20 protein-coding genes and 1 pseudogene are annotated in these 21,242 nt (G+C 58.7%); 13 read left to right on the top strand and 8 right to left on the bottom strand.

The annotated features are described in order from the left end of the window. Positions 1-225: 225 nt before the first annotated feature. A complete protein-coding gene (gene nagE / locus HWX34_RS08520) occupies positions 226-1,974 on the top strand; it encodes an N-acetylglucosamine-specific PTS transporter subunit IIBC (protein WP_370459697.1) in 1,749 nt (582 codons plus the stop codon). Positions 1,975-2,147: 173 nt separating this feature from the next. After that, positions 2,148-3,158 (top strand): type I glyceraldehyde-3-phosphate dehydrogenase, encoded by a 1,011-nt coding sequence (gap, locus tag HWX34_RS08525; protein ID WP_178971845.1) that lies wholly within the window; start codon positions 2,148-2,150, stop codon positions 3,156-3,158. 290 nt (positions 3,159-3,448) lie between these two features. Here gap and HWX34_RS08530 read toward each other — a convergent pair whose 3' ends face one another. Further along, positions 3,449-3,892, bottom strand: a complete 444-nt coding sequence (locus HWX34_RS08530; RefSeq protein ID WP_178971846.1) for an Lrp/AsnC family transcriptional regulator — start codon at positions 3,890-3,892, stop codon at positions 3,449-3,451. A 451-nt stretch (positions 3,893-4,343) separates the two neighbouring features. Between HWX34_RS08530 and phoB the strand changes: the two genes are divergently transcribed. From phoB to tal, 4 genes are all read left to right on the top strand, one after another. After that, positions 4,344-5,033 (top strand): phosphate regulon transcriptional regulator PhoB, encoded by a 690-nt coding sequence (gene phoB / locus HWX34_RS08535; protein WP_178971847.1) that lies wholly within the window; start codon positions 4,344-4,346, stop codon positions 5,031-5,033. A 7-nt stretch (positions 5,034-5,040) separates the two neighbouring features. Next, on the top strand, positions 5,041-6,363 hold the full coding sequence (gene phoR / locus HWX34_RS08540; RefSeq protein ID WP_178971848.1) for a phosphate regulon sensor histidine kinase PhoR: 1,323 nt from the start codon (positions 5,041-5,043) through the stop codon (positions 6,361-6,363). Between the two features lie 85 nt (positions 6,364-6,448). After that, positions 6,449-6,748 (top strand): Dabb family protein, encoded by a 300-nt coding sequence (locus HWX34_RS08545; RefSeq protein ID WP_178971849.1) that lies wholly within the window; start codon positions 6,449-6,451, stop codon positions 6,746-6,748. Positions 6,749-6,840: 92 nt separating this feature from the next. Next, on the top strand, positions 6,841-7,902 hold the full coding sequence (tal, locus tag HWX34_RS08550; protein WP_178971850.1) for a transaldolase: 1,062 nt from the start codon (positions 6,841-6,843) through the stop codon (positions 7,900-7,902). A 258-nt stretch (positions 7,903-8,160) separates the two neighbouring features. On the opposite strand, the gene HWX34_RS08555 is transcribed toward tal, so the two are convergent. Next, complete coding sequence (locus HWX34_RS08555; RefSeq protein ID WP_178971851.1) at positions 8,161-8,691, bottom strand: hemerythrin domain-containing protein; 531 nt, start codon at positions 8,689-8,691, stop codon at positions 8,161-8,163. A gap of 197 nt (positions 8,692-8,888) precedes the next feature. Here HWX34_RS08555 and HWX34_RS21560 point away from each other — a divergent pair. Then, positions 8,889-9,323: pseudogene (locus HWX34_RS21560) on the top strand (GNAT family N-acetyltransferase); the annotation flags it as partial. A gap of 9 nt (positions 9,324-9,332) precedes the next feature. Continuing rightward, positions 9,333-9,908, top strand: a complete 576-nt coding sequence (ampD, locus tag HWX34_RS21270; RefSeq protein ID WP_255496649.1) for a 1,6-anhydro-N-acetylmuramyl-L-alanine amidase AmpD — start codon at positions 9,333-9,335, stop codon at positions 9,906-9,908. A 246-nt stretch (positions 9,909-10,154) separates the two neighbouring features. Here ampD and kup read toward each other — a convergent pair whose 3' ends face one another. Beyond that, positions 10,155-12,020, bottom strand: coding sequence for a low affinity potassium transporter Kup (gene kup, locus HWX34_RS08565; RefSeq protein ID WP_178971853.1), 1,866 nt, complete (start codon positions 12,018-12,020; stop codon positions 10,155-10,157). A gap of 296 nt (positions 12,021-12,316) precedes the next feature. On the opposite strand from kup, the gene HWX34_RS08570 reads away from it, so the two are divergent. The 3 genes from HWX34_RS08570 to HWX34_RS08580 are packed head-to-tail and all read left to right on the top strand — an operon-like array spanning position 12,317 to position 16,023. Continuing rightward, positions 12,317-14,023, top strand: coding sequence for a proline--tRNA ligase (locus HWX34_RS08570; protein WP_178971854.1), 1,707 nt, complete (start codon positions 12,317-12,319; stop codon positions 14,021-14,023). Continuing rightward, the gene (locus HWX34_RS08575; protein ID WP_178971855.1) at positions 14,023-14,661 is read left to right on the top strand and encodes a lytic transglycosylase domain-containing protein; all 639 of its coding nucleotides are present in this window, start codon (positions 14,023-14,025) and stop codon (positions 14,659-14,661) included. Before HWX34_RS08570 ends, HWX34_RS08575 begins: the two co-directional genes overlap by 1 nt. Positions 14,662-14,715: 54 nt before the next feature. Beyond that, the gene (locus HWX34_RS08580; protein WP_178971856.1) at positions 14,716-16,023 is read left to right on the top strand and encodes an Nramp family divalent metal transporter; all 1,308 of its coding nucleotides are present in this window, start codon (positions 14,716-14,718) and stop codon (positions 16,021-16,023) included. 51 nt (positions 16,024-16,074) lie between these two features. Here the strand turns inward: HWX34_RS08580 and HWX34_RS08585 are convergent, their stop codons facing one another. The 5 genes from HWX34_RS08585 to HWX34_RS08605 all read right to left on the bottom strand — a co-directional run bounded on the left by HWX34_RS08585 (position 16,075) and on the right by HWX34_RS08605 (position 18,691). Next, positions 16,075-16,572, bottom strand: a complete 498-nt coding sequence (locus tag HWX34_RS08585) for a MarR family winged helix-turn-helix transcriptional regulator (protein WP_178971857.1) — start codon at positions 16,570-16,572, stop codon at positions 16,075-16,077. A 226-nt stretch (positions 16,573-16,798) separates the two neighbouring features. After that, positions 16,799-17,338: an RDD family protein gene (locus tag HWX34_RS08590; protein WP_178971858.1), complete on the bottom strand. Its 540-nt coding sequence runs from the start codon at positions 17,336-17,338 to the stop codon at positions 16,799-16,801. A 21-nt stretch (positions 17,339-17,359) separates the two neighbouring features. Continuing rightward, positions 17,360-17,749: a DUF3106 domain-containing protein gene (locus tag HWX34_RS08595; RefSeq protein ID WP_178971859.1), complete on the bottom strand. Its 390-nt coding sequence runs from the start codon at positions 17,747-17,749 to the stop codon at positions 17,360-17,362. After that, positions 17,742-18,128 carry a DUF3619 family protein gene (locus HWX34_RS08600; protein WP_178971860.1) on the bottom strand — a complete coding sequence of 129 codons (387 nt, stop codon included), beginning with the start codon at positions 18,126-18,128 and terminating at the stop codon, positions 17,742-17,744. Before HWX34_RS08600 ends, HWX34_RS08595 begins: the two co-directional genes overlap by 8 nt. Continuing rightward, positions 18,125-18,691: an RNA polymerase sigma factor gene (locus HWX34_RS08605; protein ID WP_178971861.1), complete on the bottom strand. Its 567-nt coding sequence runs from the start codon at positions 18,689-18,691 to the stop codon at positions 18,125-18,127. The genes HWX34_RS08600 and HWX34_RS08605 overlap by 4 nt, the downstream gene beginning before the upstream one ends. 225 nt (positions 18,692-18,916) lie before the next feature. Between HWX34_RS08605 and ilvB the strand changes: the two genes are divergently transcribed. Further along, positions 18,917-20,683, top strand: coding sequence for a biosynthetic-type acetolactate synthase large subunit (gene ilvB, locus HWX34_RS08610; RefSeq protein WP_178971862.1), 1,767 nt, complete (start codon positions 18,917-18,919; stop codon positions 20,681-20,683). A gap of 10 nt (positions 20,684-20,693) precedes the next feature. Next, positions 20,694-21,185 carry an acetolactate synthase small subunit gene (ilvN, locus tag HWX34_RS08615; RefSeq protein ID WP_045845778.1) on the top strand — a complete coding sequence of 164 codons (492 nt, stop codon included), beginning with the start codon at positions 20,694-20,696 and terminating at the stop codon, positions 21,183-21,185. Positions 21,186-21,242: the final 57 nt, after the last annotated feature.

Consider the following 21,242-nt stretch of genomic DNA (forward strand, 5'->3'; position numbering starts at 1 on the left):
GAGCTGGTGCCGTATCTGCGGTGTCGCCGCCCATGTCTGCAGTTTTCCATTGGCCGCCAAGCGCGGCCAGACCCGTGTTCCTGTTTGTCCGCTGCCCCCTATGCATGCAGCCGGGCAGGCATGGTCACGAAAAACCCTATCCTGCGCGGCAGGCCTTGCTGGCGACTGCTGCCCAGACAAGACGGAATGGCAACTGACCATTCCACATCCAAAGGAGGCGTTGAGGTGAGTACACAAAACAGATTTGCGGGCATTCAGCAGCTGGGCAGGGCCCTGATGCTGCCGATTGCGGTATTGCCGGTGGCAGGTTTGCTGCTGCGGCTGGGGCAGCCGGACCTGCTCAACATCAAGGTGATGGCGCAGGCCGGGGATGCCATCTTCGGCAATCTGGCGCTGATATTCGCCATTGGCGTGGCGGTGGGCTTTGCGCGTGACAACAATGGCGCGGCGGGCCTGGCTGGTGCCATTGGCTATATGGTGCTCAGCGCGGTGCTGAAGGTGATGCCGGACACCCTGCTGGCCTATGCGGTGTTCAATCCGCTGGTGCATCTGGATGCAGAGGGCAAACCGTTTGCCATCAATATGGGTGTGCTGGCCGGGATATTGTCCGGCCTGATTGCCGGGGTGCTGTACAACCGTTACAAGGACATCAAGCTCCCCACTTATCTGGCCTTCTTTGGCGGACGGCGCTTTGTGCCGATTGCCACCGGTTTTGCCATGCTGCTGCTGGGGGTGGTGCTGGGTCTGGCCTGGCCACCGGTGCAAAACGGCATTGATGCTGTCGGCAAATGGCTGATCGGCGTCGGTGAAATCGGGCTGTTTATTTATGGTGTGCTCAACCGTCTGCTCATCGTCACCGGTTTGCATCATATTCTGAATACCATGGTGTGGTTCCAGGTGGGTGACTACACCGATGCCGCGGGCAAACTGGTGCATGGTGACCTGACCCGCTTCTTTGCCGGAGACAAAACCGCCGGCATGTTCATGAGCGGCTTTTTCCCGGTGATGATGTTCGGCCTGCCCGCTGCTTGCCTGGCGATGTATCGGGCGGCCAAGCCGGAGAACAAGGCCGCCGTGGGCGGGGTGTTGTTTTCCATGGCACTGACTGCCTTCCTGACCGGGGTGACCGAGCCGGTCGAGTTTGCCTTCATGTTCCTGGCCCCCATGCTGTATGCCATCCATGCGGTACTCACCGGCATAGCCATGGCCTTGATGTATGCACTGGGGGTGCATCTGGGTTTTGGCTTCTCCGCGGGTCTGTTCGATTACCTGCTCAATTTCGGTATTGCCCAGAAACCGCTGCTGTTGCTGCCGGTGGGCCTGCTGTATTTCGTCATCTATTACGGCCTGTTCAGCTTTTTCATCCGCAAGTTCGATTTGCAAACCATGGGCCGCGAAGCCGCGCCACAGGTGGCCGTGGTGGCAGTGGAGGGGTCTTCCCGTGGGCATGCGTTTATTCGTGCCTTGGGTGGGGCGGCCAATCTGAAGTCGGTGGATGCCTGCACCACCCGCCTGCGCTTGCAGGTGGCTGACAATGACAAGGTGGATGAAGCCGCGCTCAAGACACTGGGGTCACGCGGGCTGATCAGACCGGCTGCCGGCAGCGTGCAAGTGGTGCTGGGACCGGAGGCGGACCTGATCTCTGATGAAATCCGCACCGCCCTGCAACAGGCTGACAGCCAGCTGGCAGCCCCGGTGGTGGTGGCCAGCCATGCCTCAGTGGCGCATCAGGCAGGAGGCCCCCGCATGCAGCGCGAAGACTGGCTGCAAGCACTGGGCGGGCAGGCTAATGTGAAGCGTGTACAAGCGGTGGCCGGTGGCCGCCTGCGCATCGAGGTGGCGGACAGCGCGCTGGTGGATATTGCCGCGTTGCAAGCTCTGGGTGCGCGTGGCGTTACCACCTTCTCCTCCAGCTTGCTGCATGTGTTGCTGGCGGAAGACCCTGCTCACTTTGCCAGTTTCCTTCAGGTGTAAAACCTGCATCGCACTACATGGCGGTGAGCCTTGACTGGCAAGGATTTCACCGCTTTGTTGGTAGCCTGCACACTACTTTTGTAGTCACTTGCTTACAACGCAAAAGGAGCAGAAATTGAATGGCGCAGGGCACGAGATGACCCTGCACCATTATCAAATTAGGAGGATGCATCATGACGTTGAAAGTTGCCATTAATGGTTACGGTCGTATTGGCCGCATGGTGGTCCGCGCCTGGCAGGAGCGTTTTGCTGACCGCGATATCGAAATCGTGGCCATCAATGACCTGGGCAAGCCGGAACTGCACGAACACCTCACCCGTTTTGACAGCGTGCATGGCCCGTTTGGTGGCAGCATCGCGCTGGAAGGCGATGCCCTGGTGGTGAACGGCAAGCCGATCAAGCTGCTCTCCATCCGCAACCCGGCAGAACTGCCGTGGAAAGAACTGGGCGTGGATGTGGTACTGGAATGTACCGGCATCTTCACCAAACGTGAAAAAGCGGCGCTGCACCTGGAAGCCGGTGCCAAGCGCGTACTGATTTCCGCTCCGGCCAACGACGCCGATGCCACCGTGGTATTCGGTGTCAACGATGACGTGCTGACCAGCGCCATGACCGTGGTGTCCAATGCCTCTTGCACCACCAACTGCCTGGCTCCGCTGGTTGAACCGCTGATCGATACCATCGGTATCGAACGTGGCCTGATGACCACCATCCATGCCTATACCAACGACCAGGTATTGCTGGATACCGATCACTCCGACCTGCGTCGTGCCCGCTCCGCAGCTGTCTCCATGATTCCCACCAAGACCGGTGCTGCCGCTGCCGTGGGTCTGGTTCTGCCCAAGCTGCAAGGCAAGCTGGACGGCTTTGCCGTGCGTGTGCCGGTCAGCAATGTCTCGCTGGTTGACCTTACCTTTACCGCCAGCCGTGATACCACCGTGGCCGAAGTGAATGAGCTGATCACCACCGCTGCCAAGGGCAAGCTGGCCGGCGTTCTGGCCGTCAACACCCTGCCGCTGGTATCGCGTGACTTCCTGCACCACCCGGCTTCCAGCGTGTTTGACTCCACGCTGACCCGCGTGATTGCCGGTCGTGAAGTCAAGGTGCTGTCCTGGTACGACAACGAGTGGGGCTTTGCCAACCGTATGCTGGACACCTCGCTGGCCTGGGCTGCCGCCAAGTAATCTGGCAAAAGCGATTCAACCAATCCGTTCTCCCGGGCAGCGTCAGAACTGCCGGGGAGAAGTCGGTGCAGTAAACCCGGTTGTCATTGGTCAGAAGGTGGCAGCCTGGGTGTTTCGTTCGTAGATGTGCTTCTATATGGTCTCTCCCAAGAGCTTGGCCGAAGAATCAGTGATTCTTCGGCCATTTTTTTGCCCATGGCCGGGCATCTGCACCCGCGAGAGTCATCTCCGTCATCCTGATGACAGGCTTGCCGTCACAGCATTATGGTTGCGTCCGGTACCAGCCTTGCTCAGTCGTCTGCCAGCAATTGGGGCATGCGTGGCGGTACTGGCATGTCGATGATGATGGAGGTTTTGGTATCGCCAAACTGCATCAGCTGGGCAATCAGGGTTTGCAGGCTGGGCATGGTATCGACTGCCACTTTCATCATCAGGCCGCTGGTGCCGGTGATGGATGCACACTCCACGACCTGCGGCATGCTGCGGATGCGATCAATCACCACGTAATATTCCAGGTGCTTCACCGTCAGCTCAATCATGCACAGAATGGGTAAACCGACCTTGGCCGGGTCAATCTGCGCCCGGTAGCCGGTAATCACCCCCTGCCGTTCCAGCTTGTCCACCCGGTCGGCAATGGCGGGGGAGGACAGATTCACCCGTCGGGCCAGTTCGGCAAAGCTGATGCGGGCATTTTCGTGCAGGCTGCTCAGTATTTTTTTGTCGAATTTATCCAAGTTTGGATTCCAAGGTTTTTTGCTGCAAAAAAGCCATTTTACAAGGTTAAATAAGGAAATTTCCAATATTTCCACATTAAGAAATGGCTTCTTGCTCCGTACAATGCCTGCCTTATCGGAGCTGTTGCGGCACTGTCCCGCCGTGATGGTTCTTGTCTGGATTCGTTGCTGATGGGTACATGTCCCTGTACCTGTTTGAAACTGTCCTGGTGATCTCTTTGTCCCTGGTCTCAAGTCAGACAAACAAATTTTTGACGAAGGCCATTCCGGGTCTGCCATGCGGCAGGCCCGTTTTTTTTGTCGGTATGGCATGGTCTACGTGGCAAGATAGGGTGGTGGCGCGCTGGATGACAAGATTTGCAGAAGTTTTGGCAACTATTTAAGAAATGTCATATTTCTGTAATCGCTGCTTTTTATCCTTGCCATCATCAAACCGGGACTGGACCGATACATGGCTGCCAATATTCTGCTTGTCGAAGACGAGCCTGCAATTCAGGAACTGATTGCGTTTAACCTCAACCAGGCTGGGCATCACGTGTTGCGCGCCAGCACGGCCGAGGCTGCGTTGACCCTGGTGCGTAATGCACTGCCGGATCTGGTGCTCTTGGACTGGATGCTGCCAGGCGCGTCCGGGGTGGATATTGCCAAGCGCCTGCGCTCGGATGAGCGTACCAAGCATATCCCCATCATCATGCTGACTGCCCGCTCGGATGAGCAGGACAAGATTACCGGGCTGGAGTCTGGTGCTGACGACTACATCACCAAGCCGTTTTCCCCGCGTGAATTGCTGGCCCGCATCAAGGCCGTGCTGCGCCGTCGTGCCCCGCAGATGACCGATGATGCGGTTGAAGTACAAGGCTTGCGCCTGGACCCGATCACCCATCGTGTCAGCGGTAATGGCGACACCATCGACCTGGGGCCGACCGAATTCCGTCTGCTGCACTTTTTCATGACCCACCCGGAACGCGTGCATTCCCGTTCGCAACTGCTGGATCAGGTGTGGGGTGATCATGTATTTGTCGAAGAACGCACGGTAGACGTACACATCCGCCGCTTGCGCAGCTCGCTGGAAAGCACGGGTCACGATGGCCTGATCCAGACCGTGCGCGGCACGGGCTACCGTTTCTCCACTCAGCAGTGAGGCTGACTTGCGCGAATTCTTGCAGCGTACCCTGGTCTGGCTGATTGTCATCCTCTTCATCGGCCTTGCCTTCTGGGCATTTTCCGGTCCGATCGAAGGCCTGATCGCTGCCGGTGTCGCCCTGCTGGCCTGGCTGGGTTTTCACCTGTACCACATTGCCTTGCTGCTGCGCTGGCTGGAGCAACCCACTGCCGAGCGGGTGCCAGATGGTTTTGGTGCCTGGCATACCGTATTCATGACGCTGTATCGCACCATGCGCAGCCAGATGCAAAGCAAACGCAAGCTCACCAATGTGCTGGAGCGCTTCATCAATGCCGGTGAAGCCATGCCGGATGGCGTGGTGGTGCTGGACGAGCATGATCGCATCGAGTGGATCAACCCGATGGCGATGGAGCACCTGAATCTGGATCGCAAACACGATGTGGGCAACCAGATTCTCAACCTCATCCGCCAGCCCAGTTTTCATGCCTACATGAAAAACGCCAGCTTCAGCCAGCCTTTGATCTTGCAGCTGACCCAGCCGCGTGAACTGGTGATTTCGGTGCAACTGGTACCGTTTGATTCCACCCGCAAATTGCTGCTCAGCCGCGACATCACCTCGCTGGAGCGGGTACAAACGGTGCATCGCGATTTTGTCGCCAATGTATCGCACGAATTGCGCACTCCGTTGACCGTCGTCGGTGGTTTTCTGGAAACCCTGTCCGACATGGAAGAGGTGGACCAGGCCACGCTCAGCCACTTCCTGCCCATGATGATGGAACAGTCACGGCGCATGCAGAGCCTGGTAGAAGACCTGTTGACCCTGTCCCGGCTGGAGAACAGCCCCAAGGCGGTGATGGCGGAAAAAGTGAACATGCAGGACATGCTGGACACCCTGATGGTGGAAGCCGAAGGCTTGTCGCAGGGCCGCCATCATGTCCGGCTGGAAAAAAACTGCAAACAATGGTTGTGGGGCAGTGCCCAGGAGCTGCATTCCGCCTTTGGCAACCTGGTATCCAATGCCGTGCGTTACACCCCGGAAGGCGGCGATATCGTGCTGTCGTGGAAGGCGGAAGGCGAGCGGCTGTGTTTTTCGGTCAAGGACAGTGGTATCGGCATCCCGCGTGAGCATATCCCGCGGCTGACCGAACGCTTTTACCGGGTAGACCGTGGCCGCTCACGCGGCAATGGCGGTACCGGCCTGGGGCTGGCCATCGTCAAGCATGTGGTGGCAAGACACAATGCCCGGCTGGATATCCGCAGCGAGCCGGACAAGGGCAGTACTTTCAGTGTGATTTTCCAGCGCGAGCGTTCGGCCGAGCCAGAATCCCAGTCGGAACACCAGGCCTGAGCCTGACAGGCTGCGTACTTGCACGCATGGTCAGCACGCGGTGGAGGCCGCATAATCAGCGGCTGAATGGAATCCGGGAGTGACCATGCTGCACCATGTCGTGTTGATGCGCTTTGTGCCGGCAGCCTCGGCGGAAGATATTGCCAGTATCAGCCAGCAGTTTGCCGCTCTGGCCCGGCAGATTCCCGGCATCCTGACACTCAGCGGTGGCCCGGATGTCAGCCCGGAAGGTTTGCAACACGGCTTTACCCATGGCTGGCTGGTGCAGTTTGTCGATGCTGCCGCCCGCGATGCTTATCTGGTTCATCCGGCGCACCAGGCTTTCGTTTACATGCTGAAACCATTTGTTGATGACGTTTTAGTTTGTGATTTCTCTGCACATTGACCGCTTATCGCCGCAATATGGGCTTGGCCTGCCTGCGCAGTCGCGCTAGGATGTTCTTCTTTATGCGCCAACCCCCGACTCCGGACCACATCATGAATCGTCTGCAATCCATCCGTCCGTTCGGCCAGCGTATCTGGCTGGACAATCTGTCCCGCGAGCTGTTGGCTTCGGGAGAACTGGTCCGTCTGCTGCAAGAAGACGGCATTGCCGGTGTGACTTCCAATCCGGCCATTTTCTACAAGGCCATCAGTACCGATGCCAGCTATCAGGCTGACCTGACCCGGCTGAAAGCGGATAGCAGCCTGAGCGCAGAGCAACGCTACGAAGCACTGGTGGTGCCGGACATTCAGGCCGCTTGCGACTTGCTGCAGGAGCAATACCGCAGCAGCGCCGGCAACGACGGCTATGTCAGCCTGGAAGTGTCACCGGCCCTGTCGCATGACGAAGCGGGCACGCTGGACGCTGCACGCCGCTTGTGGGCTGCCATCGACCGCCCCAATGCCATGATCAAGATTCCGGCCACTGCCGCAGGCATTCGCGCTTTCCAGACGCTGACTGCCGAAGGCATCAACGTCAACATCACCCTGCTGTTCAGCCTGCCGCAAGTGGAAGCCGTCTGGGACGCTTATATCGACGGCCTGAGCGCACGCCATGCTGCTGGCAAGCCGGTGACCGGTATCAAGGCCGTGGCCAGCTTCTTCCTGTCCCGCGTCGATAGCCTGCTGGACCCGCAACTGCCCCCGGCCTTGCAAGGCAAGGCGGCCATTGCGCTGTCCAAGGTGGCTTATGCGCGTTACCAGCAGCGCTTCCATGGCAGTGAGTTTGCCGCACTGAAGGCCGCAGGTGCCTGGCCGCAATTCCTGCTGTGGGCATCGACAGGTACCAAGAACGCCGCTTACTCCGACGTGTTGTATGTGGAAAGCCTGATTGGCGACGAAACGGTCAACACCGTGCCGGATGCTACCCTGGCCGCTTTCCGCGACCACGGCGTTGCTGCGCTGACCCTGCCGCAGGATGCACAGCAGGCCCAGATCACCTTGCTGGATGTGGCTGAGGCTGATATTGACCTGGTAGCCGTGGGTGACAAGCTGCAACAGGACGGGCTCAAGCTGTTTGAAGATGCTTTTGCTGCCTTGTTGAAGCTGACCGCCTGAGGATGCTGCTCAGAAAGTAAAAAAAGGATGCCTTGCGGCATCCTTTTAGGCTGCTGGCAGCGTGATTTGTCAGGGTTCTACTGGCCCCGGCAAAGCCGGGCCTTCCGGATAACAGATCGACTCCGCAGCCTTCCCATTTATTCCCAATCCCCCCGCCCTTGCCCCGCAAGAGAGCCTCGCTTTCCTACCAGAAAGCGAGAAGGGGTTTTGAAAGGATGCCTGGCGGCATCCTTTTTGGTTTTACGGCCCGGCTAGTGTTCAGCAGGCTTGCTGGCGGCGCTGGGCCATGCGCAAACCAGCGTTGCGCAGTTCATCTGCGTTCAGTGTGGCGGCGGCAGTGGGAATCAGCCAGGCCTCTTCAGAGGCGGCATGCTCCCGATATTGCCGTACGAATTCGGCCACCGCGTTTTCGCTGATGCTGTCCAGCTCGCCATTGCGCAGGGCGCGCAAATCGTCACGGATGGCATTCCAGCACGAGTGCAGATAGCCGTGTTCGGCTTCCAGTTGCTCGATGCGCGGAGCGGCAGTGGGGACGCGCTCCAGCAGGATGGGAAACAGTTCCTCCTCCTCGTCGATGTGGTGGGCCGGGCCGGCGACGTCAAAGTAGCGGATTACCCCGTCTATGGTGTTCTTCACCGCATCATTGACGCCATGTTCGGTGATATAGCCGGGTAGTTGGTCCAGTTGATCGCAAAAGCGACGGATCTTGTCATGACAAGCCAGTAGCATGTCCAGCGGTTGCTCGAAACTGGCGCTGCTGGTGTTGCCAATATCATTCAGGGTAAGCATGGTGGGTGGCCTCAAGCTGGGAGAATGGTTCGAGTGTGCCGTGCTGCAATGCAAAAAACCATGATTCTGCTCAAATGCTTCACACAGAATGGGCTACCGGCGTCCAGGCTGGCACAATGCGCTATTGTGCGCCTGCCAGGCTGCCGACGGAAACATTCGTGCAGGCCTGGTCGCCATCGGTAATTCGAAAGGTGGAAATGGACATTCCCTTTATCGTCAAAGATATACAGCTGAGTGACCCGGTCTTGGCCGAGGAGATATTGCGTATTCAGCTGCAGGCGCATCAGGTGGAGGCGCAATGGCTGGATTATCCGGCACTACCCGTACTGTGGCGGAATGTTGCCCAGGTCATGGCCTGCACCGACCGGGTGATCGGTGCATTCGAGGGCGAAACCTTGCGCGGAGTGCTGGTGGCAAGCAGGCGTCAGCAAGGTGGCTGGCATATCGAGCGTACGGTGGTGGACCCCGCCTGCTTTGCCAGTGGCTGGGGCTATCGTCTGCTCAATCATCTGCTGGCCGATGCCGATGAGGTCAGCGTGGATACGGCGGAGGTCAATCAGGCGGCTATTGCCCTGTACCACAAGGCTGGTTTTGTCTTGCAACAGCGCTGGACGGTGCCGGACGGCCTGGTGCTATGGCGCATGTTGTACTGTGCCGGTCGCCTGCAACCCGTGCTGCATCTGGAGCCCAGCGGTTGGGTGCGTGAAGCCAGACAGATTCCCTCGCCCAATTGTGATGCCCGCGAGCAGGGCCAGCCGGAGCTGCTGGTCATTCATAACATCAGCCTGCCGCCTTACCGCTACGGCAGTCAGGCCGTGGAGCAGTTGTTCACCAACAGCCTGAATCCGGACGAAGACCCGTTTTTTGCTAGCATCAGTCAGTTGCGGGTGTCCGCCCATTTCTTTATCCGACGTAACGGCCAACTGGTGCAGTTTGTACCGGTGCAGTCGCGGGCCTGGCATGCCGGAGTTTCCAGTTGGCAGGGCCGCGAGCGTTGTAATGATTTTTCCATCGGTGTGGAGATGGAAGGCTGCGATTTCGAACCCTTTGCCGATGCCCAGTACCAGATGTTGCTGGCGCTGATCGAGGAGCTGCGGCTGCACCTGCCGCTACGGGCAATGACCGGGCATGAGGACATTGCCCCGGGGCGCAAGACAGATCCGGGCCCCTTCTTTGACTGGGCGCGTGTCCGTGCCCGGATTGACCTGCCAGTGTAGTAATGGCACTACATAGTAAAATTTCATCCGTTTTGCATCATTTGGCCGCTTGCTTCGCAGCGGCCATTTTTGTTACCAGTGGCTGCGGCAAAATCTGATTACGGCGTAATTTTTAATATAAATAACTGATAAATAAAGAAAAATTGAATTGATGGATTGGGTTTGTAAACGATTACATCGGGTGATTTTGCTCGGGCAAATAAAAAAGGCAGGCTAAAAAGCCTGCCTTTTGATGTAGTGACTTGACTACAGTTCGACTTGGGCACCCAGCTCCACCACGCGGTTGGTGGGGATCTGGAAGAAGTCGGTCGCGCGCAGTGCGTTCTTGCTCATCCATACAAACAGCCGCTCACGCCAGCGCGCCATGCCCGGCCGCTCGGTGGAAATGATGGTTTCGCGCGACAGGAAGAAGGACGTATCCATCAGTTCGAAGGCCAGACCATCGGTTTCGCACAGCGATAGTACATTCAGCACGCTCGGGTCTTCCTTGAAGCCGTAGCGGGCCACCACGCGCCAGAACGAGGGTGACAGCTGCACCACTTCCAGGCGTGCATCCTCGGCAATATACGGTACGTCCTCGGTGCGTATGGTCATCAGCACGATGCGCTCGTGCAGCACCTTGTTGTGCTTGAGGTTGTGCAGCAGGGCATGCGGTACGCCATGCAGGGTGCTGGTGAGGAACACGGCAGTGCCTTGTACCCGGGTGGGCGGGAAGGCCTCCAGGTTTTCGATGAAGCTGTCCAGCGGCAGCGCCTGTTCACGCAAGCGGTCGAACAGCAGCTTGCGACCCTGCTTCCAGGTGGTCATCAGCATGAAGATGATCATGCCCAATACCAGTGGCAGCCAGCCGCCGGAGAACAGCTTGAGCAGGTTGGCACTAAAGAAGGCAAAGTCGATGATGCCGAACAGTACCGTGACGAACAGGGCCAACGGCAGTGGCCAGCGCCAGTTGACGCGTGCCACCACGAAGAAGAGCAAGGTGGTGATCAGCATGGTACCGGTGACTGCAATGCCGTAGGCCGAGGCCAGGCTGTCAGAAGTCTGGAAGGTCAGAACAACGACCAGCACGGCAACCAGCAAGGCCCAGTTGACGAAGGGCAGGTAGATCTGGCCGATTTCTTTCTCGGAGGTATGCGAAATCTCCATGCGCGGGCTGTAACCCAGCTGGATGGCCTGGCGGGTGAGCGAATAGGCACCGGAAATCACCGCCTGCGAGGCAATCACCGTGGCCAGGGTGGCCAGGATGATCAAGGGCAGCAGGGCCCATTGCGGTGCCAGCATGAAAAAGGGGTTTTCAATGGCCTTGGGATTGATCATCAGCAACGCGCCTTGGCCAAAGTAATTGAGTACCAGTGCGGGGAGCACCAGACCGTACCAAGCCAAGCGGATAGGTTTCTTGCCGAAGTGCCCCATGTCGGCGTATAGCGCTTCCGCACCGGTCAAGGCCAGTACCACAGAACCCAATGTCAGGTAGGCACCAACACCGTGCTGAAGCAGAAACCGGATTGCATGCAAGGGGTTGATCGCGGCCAGTACCGCAGGGGCTTGCACAATCTGCAGCAGGCCGAGCACACCGATGGTGAAGAACCAGAATGTCATCACCGGGCCGAACAACATGCCGACACTGGCGGTGCCGAAGCGTTGCAGAATAAAGAGAAACACCAATACCACCACGGCCAGCGGCAAGATGTAGGGCCCCATGCTGGGACTGAGTACTTTCAGACCTTCAGCAGCGGACAGTACCGAAATGGCTGGAGTGATGATGGCGTCACCGTAGAACAGCGAGGCTCCGAACAGACCCAGCAGTACAATTTTCCAGCGTGCCGCATGGGTGACATAGTGGCGGGCCAGCGCCATCAGCGCCATGATGCCGCCTTCGCCGTGGTTGTCGGCACGCAGTACGAAGGCGACGTACTTGATCGATACCACGAAGATCAGCGACCAGAATATCAAGGACAAGATACCAAGAATGTTTTCCGGGCTGGTCGCCATGTTATGGGCAGTAAAGCATTGTTGCAGGGTGTAGAGCGGACTGGTACCGATATCCCCGTACACCACGCCCAGCGCAGCCAGCGTCAATCCGGCCATGGCTTGTTTATTGTGAGCCTGCATGATTTGTGTGTGACTTCTGTTGTGGGTTGAGCATGCGTGCCATTCCTGCCCGTCTTGTTGCGCTGCGGAATTAGAGATGGCCTGTGAGCGCGAAGGTTACTACTGAGTCAGGACAGCGCCAAGCTAATGCTGCAATGCCGGCTGCTTTCTGTTGGGGCTTGTCGGCGGAAAGCCACAATGTGGTCTCGATGACTCCAGGGTGGGGCTGCGGCTAAGCCACGCTGTCAGGATGCTTTCCCGTCACCCACGCAAAACGCTACAATCAACCCTATTTAGCCGAATACCAAGGACGCATCATGCGCGCATCGCAGTTTTTCATTTCCACCCTGAAAGAAGCCCCCGCCGACGCCGACATCACCAGCCAGAAGCTGATGATTCGTGCCGGTTTCATCCGCAAGGTTGCTGCCGGTATCTATTCCTGGATGCCGATGGGCCTGCGTGTGGTGCGCAAGGTGGAAAACATCGTGCGCGAAGAAATGAACCGTGCCGGTGCCATTGAAGTATCGTTGCCGGTGGTGCAGCCGGCCGGCCTGTGGCAGGAATCCGGCCGCTGGGACACCATGGGCGAAGAAATGCTGCGCTTCAAGGACCGTCACGAGCGTGACTTCGCCCTGCAGCCGACCGCTGAAGAAGTGATCACCGACATCGCCCGCAGCGAACTGCGCAGCTATCGCGCCTTGCCGAAGAACTTCTACCAGATCCAGACCAAGTTCCGCGACGAGCGCCGTCCGCGCTTTGGCGTGATGCGTGGCCGCGAATTCACCATGAAGGATGCCTACTCCTTCGACCGCAGCGCCGAAGCTGCCGGCGTGAGCTACGACAATATGTATGCCGCCTACTGCCGCATCTTTGACCGTCTGGGCCTGACTTACCGCGCCGTGGCTGCCGATACCGGTGCCATCGGCGGTGACCGCTCGCACGAATTCCAGGTGATTGCCGATACCGGTGAAGATGCCATCATCTACTGTCCCGATTCCGACTACGCCGCCAATATCGAACTGGCTGAGGCCGTGGCCCCGGCTGGTGAACGCCCTGCCGCTGCCGCCGCGCTGACCAAGGTGCATACCCCCAAGGTAAAAACCATTGCCGAACTGGTGGATTTCCTGTCCATCGACATCAAGAGCACCGTCAAGGCGCTGGTGGTGGAGGGCAGCGAAGGCGAGGCGGTGCTGATGCTGGTGCGTGGCGACCACGAACTGAACGAAGTGAAGGCCGAAAAAGTGACCGGCATCAAGAAGCCGCTGACCATGGCATCGCCGGCCATTATCCGTGAGGCTTTCGGTGCCAATCCGGGTTCGCTGGGTCCGGTTGGTTTCAAGGGCCGCATCATTGCCGACCGTACCGTGGCCAAGATGGCCGATTTTGTCATCGGCGCCAACGAAGACGACCAGCACTACACCGGAGCCAACTTCGGCCGTGACTGTGCCGAGCCGGAAGTGGCCGACATCCGCAATGTGGTGGCCGGCGACCCCAGCCCGGACGGCAAGGGCGTACTGGCCATCCAGCGCGGCATCGAAGTGGGCCATGTGTTCTACCTGGGCACCAAGTACTCCGCCGCCATGAATGCGACTTTCCTGGATGAAGACGGCAAGCCCAAACCGTTCGAAATGGGCTGCTACGGCATTGGTGTCACCCGTATCCTGGGTGCTGCCATCGAACAGAACCACGACGACAAGGGCATGATCTGGCCGGATAATATCGCCCCGTTTGCCGTGGCCATCTGCCCGGTCGGTTACGATCGTTCCGCCGAAGTGAAAGCCGCTGCCGACAGCCTGTATGCCAGCCTGCTGGCCAAGGGCGTGGATGTGATTCTGGACGACCGTGGTGAGCGCCCGGGTGCCATGTTTGCCGACTGGGAGCTGATTGGCGCGCCGCATCGCGTCACCATCGGCGACCGTGGCCTGAAGGAAGGCAAGGTAGAGTACCAGCAGCGTCGTGATGCTGCGGCAACGGCCGTCGCGGCAGATGCTATTCTGGAACATCTGCTCGCCAAACTGTCCTGATGAAAATCCTCCTGCCGCTGCTTGCCCTGTTCACCATGCTGGCCTGTTCGCCAGCATGGGCGGGTGCGCAGCGCGAGGAGGCACTGGCTGCCAATGTGGCATCGGCAATGAGCCGTACCATTGCCGATGTCAACGCACCACGACTGGTGTTTGACACCCCGCAGGAAGGCCAGGCCTGGCTGGCCGAGATGTCGCGCCGCCTGCAAAAGCGCATTCCGGACAGCTGGATGCGCGAACGTCTGCTTACCGCCATTCAATACGAGTCCACCCGTGCCGGGCTGGATCCGCAAATGGTGCTGGGCCTGATCCAGGTGGAAAGCGGTTTCAACAAATACGCCATTTCCCCGGCGGGTGCCCGTGGGCTGATGCAGGTGATGCCTTTCTGGGTGCGCCAGATCGGCAATCCGCAGCACAATCTGTTCGAACTCACGCTCAACCTGCGTTATGGCTGCACCATCTTGCGCCATTATCTGGACATGGAGCGCGGCAATCTCTATCGCGCACTCGGCCGTTACAACGGTAGCCTGGGTCGGCCGGAATATCCCAATCTGGTGATTGGCGCCTGGAAAAAACAATGGTCCTGGACTGCGCCAGTACCAGTCAAAGTGGCTGGTAGTAACCTGCCTTTAGATCAGTAGACTTTGCACGCAAGTAGCGTGCATTTTTCTTTCCTCTTCGCTTGAGGATGTTGCATGTTTTCCCTTCCCCACACGGCAACCGCTCCGTTTTGTCCCGCTGAAGTACAAGGCAGCATCCGCATTGATGCCCGCGCGCCCTGGTGGCAGCGGCTGCGCCGTTTTGCCGGCCCAGGCTTGCTGGTGGCGGTGGGATATATGGACCCGGGAAACTGGGCAACCGATATCGAGGCAGGCTCGCGCTTTGGCTACGGCCTGTTGTGGATTGTGGTGCTGTCCAGCCTGGTGGCCATGGTATTGCAGCTGATGTCCGCCCGGCTTGGCCTGGTCACCGGGCAGGATCTGGCCCAGGCCAGCAGCGCCTATTACGGACCCACCGGCAGGGTGGTGCAGTGGCTTAGCGCCGAAGTGTCGATTATTGCCTGCGATGTGGCCGAGGTGCTGGGCTGCGCCCTGGCATTCAAGCTGTTGTTTGGCGTGCCATTGGCCTGGGGCGTGGTGCTGACGGCATTTGATACCGTCATCGTGCTGGGCATGAAGGGCAAGGGTTTCCGGCAGATCGAGGCCGTGGTGCTGGGGCTGATTGCCACCATCGCATTGTGTTTTGCCATTCAGGTGTTCATGGTGGGGCCGGATTGGCCCGCGGTGGCACGCGGCTTGTTGCCTTCGAATCCGGGGGGGGACTTGCACCAGGCCGTGGTGTTGGGTCTGGGCATTGTCGGGGCCACCATCATGCCGCACAACTTGTACCTGCACTCCTCGGTGGTGCAAACCCGCAAAGTGGAAAGCGGCAAACACAGCCTGCGGGATACCTTGGCGCTGTGCCGCGTGGATACCGTGCTGTCCCTGCTGCTGGCCATGCTGGTGAATGGGGCCATTCTCATTCTGGCCGGTGCCGCCTTCCATGCGGTGGGCCAGCCGGTGGTGGATGATATCGAACAGGCTTATCGGCTGATTACACCGCTGGCCGGTGGGGCGGCAGCGCTGCTGTTCGGCCTGGCCTTGCTGGCATCCGGTCAAAGTTCCACGCTGACCGGCACCGTAGCGGGGCAGGTCATCATGGATGGATTCTTGCAAATCCGCATTCCCTGCTATCAACGGCGGCTGATTACCCGAGGCCTGGCCTTGCTGCCTGCCTTGTGCGGCGTTTTGCTGCTGGGCGAGGGGGCTGTGGGACGCATGCTGGTGTGGAGCCAGGTGGTACTCAGCCTGCAGCTGCCGCTGGCGATGTGGCCTTTGCTGCGCATCACGGCCAGTCGCCGGTTGATGGGTGAATTTGCCTTGTCGCCAGCCATGCAATTATTGGGCTGGCTGCTGTTTGTGCTGATCTGCGGGGCCAACCTGTTACTGATTATTGGCCTGTAAGCAATAAAAAAGCCGCCATCCGGCGGCTTTTTTATCGAGTGGGCGTGGTGTTCAGTCTTCCTGCGTTTGCAGCAGTTTTTTCAGCAGGCCAGCCAGTTGCCCTTTTTCTGCCTCATCCAGGTTTTCCATCAATTCGGCTTCGGCAGCCAGGTGGTTGACCACCGCTTCTTCAATCACGGCAAAGCCCTTGGCGCTCAGGGTGACAATCACACCGCGGCGGTCTTCCGGGTCGGGCGAGCGGGTGACCAGACCGGCTTCTTCCAGGCGGTTGATGCGGTTGGTCAGCGCGCCGGAGGAAATCAGCACCATGCCTTGCAGCTGATTGGGCGACAGCTGGTAGGGCTCGCCACGGCGGCGCAAGGCGGCCAGCACGTCAAATTCACCGACATTCAGGTTGTAGCGGGCCAGGTCCTGCAACACGCGGCGGGTAATGAAATACTCCATCCGCACGATGCGGCCAATCACATGGGTGGACGAAGCGTCCAGCTCGGGGCGTACTTCATTCCAGAGGGCGACGATGCGGTCGATCTGATCAGGCTGTTGATGCATTCTGCGATATTCCAGGTAAGGGAGGGGCGTGGCTTTCCGTTCCGGGCGCAAAGCGTATCATGAGTTGTCGGTGAAGTATCTTTTCTTGAAGATACTGGCGCGCGATTTGACACCCTGCGGCAATGGCTGCCCGGTTGCCATGTCAGGCCGGGCGGGCCATTCAGTCACTCAGCCTGAGCAAACGCCAATCATCAGCCTGTCGGCAAACTTGCCACAGACCGGTGACTCAGGCAGCTGGCTTGCCTTTGCCCGGATGCGGGGCCTTGGGCAAGGTGATCTGACGGGTGCGCGCCAGCCTGTCGTGCAGGAACAGGTGATCTTTGTCGTAATAGGCAGCCAGGTAAGGCAGGGCGCACCAGGCCAGTGAAATCAGCAGTGCCTCACGGCCATGTCCCAGATTGCGCGACCAGGCCAGGTAGGAGATGGCTGGCATGCCGACAAACAGCAGCAGCGCGATGACATAGCGAAAACCGGCCTGGCGCCAGTCAATCAGTTTATTGTCATCCAGGCGCACCAGCTTGAGACGCCAGGCTTTCATCGCCACGGTCTGGCCCGACTTGACCCAGCTGCTGCCAAAATAACCGAACAGGCTGCCCGCCAGCGCCAGTTGCGTCAGCAGGTCCAGCAGCAATGAGCGACCCAGCCAGGCTTGCAGGCCGGTCATGACGGCAGAAACGGTAAGCAACAAGGCGGCAATCAGCAGTAGTTCGTAAAACTGGCTGCACAGTCGGCGGCCAATGCCGGCGTCGGAAAAGGATGAAGACATGAAATGGGAACGAGTAGAGGGTTAACCGGAAGCTTGTGGTCTGGATGCACCTTGTTTCAGGCGCTGAATGGCTTTTTCCCGCTCGGCCGGTGACAGGGCTTGCAGCGTTTTCCAATTGTTGCGGATTTGCTGGCGTTGTTCCAGCGTCAGGTCCGACCAGATCTTCAGCTTGCTTTGCAGGCGCAGTTTACCGGCAGCGTCGAGACTGCGGTATTCCGGCACGATGGCCAGCAGGTTTTTCTTTTTTTCCGGTGCGTAACGGTCCCATTCGCTGGCCAGCGGTGCCATTACGGTTTGTTGTTCGCTATCCAGCTGGTCCCAGCGCGGGTTGTTCAGCGGACTGGCTCCAACCGGCAAGGCCAGCAGACTTCCCAGCAAGATAAGCGGCAGGACCTGGCGCGGCTTAATCATGGAGATTGCCTGTGAAGTGCGGGTCCATGAAAGCTTCCAGCGGCAGTTCATGTGACAGGATGGCTGCATCAACGGCTTCTTCTTCCATCAGCAGGCCTTCGGCCAGCCAAATGCCGGTACTGGCCGCCATGGCAAAACCGAGCGCCAGTGCACTGCGGCGTAGTGCCTGGGTATGCCGAAGCACCCACAAGCCAAATCGTTCACCCAGAGTCGGCGGCTGGGCGATACGCTGGTCAAAGCGGGCAAGCGCCCGTTCGCGCGCCTGTTGCAGGCCTTGTCTGATGTTGGGGTCCGCTTCCTGTGAAGCGTGATTCAGGATGCGGTTGACGGAGCGGGTCAATTTGTCTTCCCCGCCAAGTGGGTGGTTCGAAGGTTTCATAACACCACTCCTTTTTGCTGCAGGATGGCGGCCAGGGTATGCGTGGCGCGCGAACAATGGGTTTTGACGCTGCCTTCTGAACAGCCCATCACCCTGGCCGTCTCGGCAACATCCAGTCCTTCCCAGTAACGCAGCAGAAAGGCCTCGCGTTGACGGGTAGGCAGCAGTTGCACCGCACCATCAATCAGTTGGGCCACTTCCTTGCGGGCATACCATTTTTCCGGATTGCTGCTGGCTTCATCCGCGGCGATGCTGAGCGTTTCCAGCGGGTCGGCTGTTTCGTCTTCCTCACGTACCGGCAGCAGGGACGACAGCAAGGTACCAAAGAAATTCCTGACCTTGGCCCGGCGGAAGTGGTCGCGAATGGTGTTTTGCAAGATGCGCTGAAAAATCAGCGGCAATTCGGCTGCCGGTGCGTGGGCGTAGCGGTCCGCCAGTTTCATCATGGCGTCTTGCACGATGTCAAGCGCATTTTCGTCGTTGCGAACGGCGTAAAAGGCTTGCTTGAAGGCGCGGCGTTCCACCGACAGCAGAAAGTCGGCCATTTCCTTGCGGCTTGCCATGTGAGGAGGGAATTCAGGTTGATGCCAGCCGCAGATAGTAGCAGAGCCGGGCAGGCAAGACCACCCCGGGGATTTCCCTGTTTTTACCGTGGCTTAGCGCGTTTTTGCACCTGCACAAAAGCCTTGACCATTATTTGAGGGATACGCTAAGGTCTTCCATCACAACGGGATGAAACACAAGTCAATTGCCAAGATTGACTGCAAGACAAGACAAAGAGGCACAAGATGCAGATATCGGGCGCGGAAATCCTGGTCCGTTGCCTGCAGGAAGAAGGGGTCGAATTTCTGTTCGGCTACCCCGGCGGCGCGGTTCTGGAAATTTATGATGCCATCTTCCGGCAGGACAAATTCAAGCACGTTCTGGTACGTCATGAGCAGGCTGCCGTGCACGCGGCGGATGCCTACTCGCGTTCCAGCGACAAGGTGGGCGTTGCACTGGTGACCTCCGGTCCGGGTGCCACCAATGCCGTCACCGGCATTGCCACGGCCTATATGGACTCCATTCCAATGGTGGTGATTTCCGGCCAGGTGGCGACGCCCGCCATCGGCCTGGACGCCTTCCAGGAAGTGGACATGGTGGGCATTACCCGTCCGTGTGTGAAGCACAACTTCCTGGTCAAGGACATCAACGACCTGGCGGCCACCATCAAGAAAGCCTTTTACATTGCCAAGAGCGGCCGTCCCGGCCCCGTGGTGGTGGATATTCCCAAGGATGTCACCCAGCAAAGTGCCGAATTCCACTACCCGGAAAACGTGCACATCCGTTCCTATGTGCCTGCCACCCGCGGCCATCCGGGACAGATCAAGAAGGCCATCAACCTTCTGCTGGAAGCCAAGCGTCCGTACATTTATGTCGGTGGCGGTGCCGTACAGGGCAATGCTGCAGCCGAAGTCACCGAACTGGTGAAGTCGCTGGGCCTGCCGTGTACCAACACCCTGATGGGCTTGGGTGCCTATCCGGGTTCTGATCCGCAATTCCTCGGCATGCTGGGCATGCACGGTACTTACGAAGCCAATATGGCGATGCAGTACTGTGATGTGCTGATTGCCATCGGTGCGCGTTTTGACGACCGCGTGATCAGCGTGCCTTCGCACTTCCTGTCGCAGCCGAAGAAGATCATCCACATCGACGTGGACCCGTCTTCCATCTCCAAACGCGTGAAGGTGGACGTACCCATCGTGGGCGACGTCAAGCACGTGTTGCGCGAAATGCTGGACATCCTGCGTCAGTCCGGTCAGAAGCCGGATGCCGCTCACCTGGCTGGCTGGTGGAAGCAGATCGAAGAATGGCGTGGTCACAACAGCCTGCTGTACACCCCGTCCACCGAGCTGATCAAGCCGCAATACGTGGTGGAAAAGCTGTACGAGATTACCGGCGGCAAGGCCATCATTGCCTCTGATGTGGGACAACATCAGATGTGGGCGGCCCAGTATTACAAGTTTGATAATCCAAAGCAGTGGCTCAATTCCGGCGGCTTGGGTACCATGGGCTTCGGTTTGCCGGCAGCCATGGGCGCGCAACTGGCCAATCCGGATGCAACCGTCGCCTGTATCACCGGCGAAGGCTCCATCCAGATGAACATCCAGGAGCTGTCCACCTGCAAGCAATACCATACCCCGGTCAAGGTGGTGGCGCTGAACAACCGCTACCTGGGCATGGTGCGCCAGTGGCAGGAATTCTTCTACGGAACCCGTTACTCCGAGTCCTACATGGACGCGTTGCCGGACTTCGTGAAGGTGGCCGAGGCCTATGGCCACGTTGGCTTCAAGATTGAAAACCCGTCCGATGTAGAACCGGTGTTGCGCGAGGCGTTTGGCCCTGCGTTGAAGGAGCGCCTGGTATTCCTCGACTTCCGTACTGATCAGTCCGAGAACGTGTTCCCGATGATCCAGAACGGCAAGGGCCTGGACCAGATGGACTTGCCGCCGCACATGCGCGATGTCCAGCAGCTTCCTTTCGAGAACAACCGTGACTACGGCAATATGTGCTGAGGCGGACGGTATGAGACATATTCTTTCGATCTTGCTGGAAAACGAAGCGGGCGCACTGTCCCGCGTGGTGGGCCTGTTTTCGGCCCGGGCTTACAACATTGACTCTCTGACGGTGTCGACTACCGAGGATGCGACACTGTCACGGATGACGATCGTCACGCATGGTTCTGACGAAGTCATCGAGCAGATCACCAAGCAGCTCAACAAGCTGATCGAGGTGGTCAAGGTGATAGACCTCAACGAATCCGAGCACATCGAACGCGAGATGATGCTGATCAAGGTGCGCGCTACCGGCAAAGACCGGGAAGAAATGAAGCGCATGGCGGATATTTTCCGCGGTCGCATCATCGATGTTACGGAAAAGACATACACCATCGAGCTGACTGGTACGAGCGACAAGCTGGGGGCCTTTATCGAGGCCATTGACCGCGCAGTGATCCTGGAAACGGTCCGTACTGGCGCATCCGGCATTGGCCGTGGTGAACGGGTTCTGAAAATCTGATATATCTATACATCTGGCGGCGGGCCACAGCAGGTGGCCGCCCGGATAACAAGGGAC

The organism is Aquitalea sp. LB_tupeE (assembly GCF_013391415.1).
Classification (GTDB): domain Bacteria; phylum Pseudomonadota; class Gammaproteobacteria; order Burkholderiales; family Chromobacteriaceae; genus Aquitalea.

Excerpts from the sequence above, each read along its gene's own strand:
- gap (WP_178971845.1), top strand. The coding sequence starts at position 2,148 with ATGACGTTGAAAGTTGCCATTAATGGTTACGGTCGTATTGGCCGCATG.
- phoB (WP_178971847.1), top strand. The coding sequence starts at position 4,344 with ATGGCTGCCAATATTCTGCTTGTCGAAGACGAGCCTGCAATTCAGGAA.
- HWX34_RS08545 (WP_178971849.1), top strand. The coding sequence starts at position 6,449 with ATGCTGCACCATGTCGTGTTGATGCGCTTTGTGCCGGCAGCCTCGGCG.
- tal (WP_178971850.1), top strand. The coding sequence starts at position 6,841 with ATGAATCGTCTGCAATCCATCCGTCCGTTCGGCCAGCGTATCTGGCTG.
- HWX34_RS08555 (WP_178971851.1), bottom strand. The coding sequence starts at position 8,691 with ATGCTTACCCTGAATGATATTGGCAACACCAGCAGCGCCAGTTTCGAG.
- ampD (WP_255496649.1), top strand. The coding sequence starts at position 9,333 with ATGTTGTACTGTGCCGGTCGCCTGCAACCCGTGCTGCATCTGGAGCCC.
- kup (WP_178971853.1), bottom strand. The coding sequence starts at position 12,020 with ATGCAGGCTCACAATAAACAAGCCATGGCCGGATTGACGCTGGCTGCG.
- HWX34_RS08570 (WP_178971854.1), top strand. The coding sequence starts at position 12,317 with ATGCGCGCATCGCAGTTTTTCATTTCCACCCTGAAAGAAGCCCCCGCC.
- HWX34_RS08575 (WP_178971855.1), top strand. The coding sequence starts at position 14,023 with ATGAAAATCCTCCTGCCGCTGCTTGCCCTGTTCACCATGCTGGCCTGT.
- HWX34_RS08580 (WP_178971856.1), top strand. The coding sequence starts at position 14,716 with ATGTTTTCCCTTCCCCACACGGCAACCGCTCCGTTTTGTCCCGCTGAA.
- HWX34_RS08585 (WP_178971857.1), bottom strand. The coding sequence starts at position 16,572 with ATGCATCAACAGCCTGATCAGATCGACCGCATCGTCGCCCTCTGGAAT.
- HWX34_RS08590 (WP_178971858.1), bottom strand. The coding sequence starts at position 17,338 with ATGTCTTCATCCTTTTCCGACGCCGGCATTGGCCGCCGACTGTGCAGC.
- HWX34_RS08595 (WP_178971859.1), bottom strand. The coding sequence starts at position 17,749 with ATGATTAAGCCGCGCCAGGTCCTGCCGCTTATCTTGCTGGGAAGTCTG.
- HWX34_RS08600 (WP_178971860.1), bottom strand. The coding sequence starts at position 18,128 with ATGAAACCTTCGAACCACCCACTTGGCGGGGAAGACAAATTGACCCGC.
- HWX34_RS08605 (WP_178971861.1), bottom strand. The coding sequence starts at position 18,691 with ATGGCAAGCCGCAAGGAAATGGCCGACTTTCTGCTGTCGGTGGAACGC.
- ilvB (WP_178971862.1), top strand. The coding sequence starts at position 18,917 with ATGCAGATATCGGGCGCGGAAATCCTGGTCCGTTGCCTGCAGGAAGAA.
- ilvN (WP_045845778.1), top strand. The coding sequence starts at position 20,694 with ATGAGACATATTCTTTCGATCTTGCTGGAAAACGAAGCGGGCGCACTG.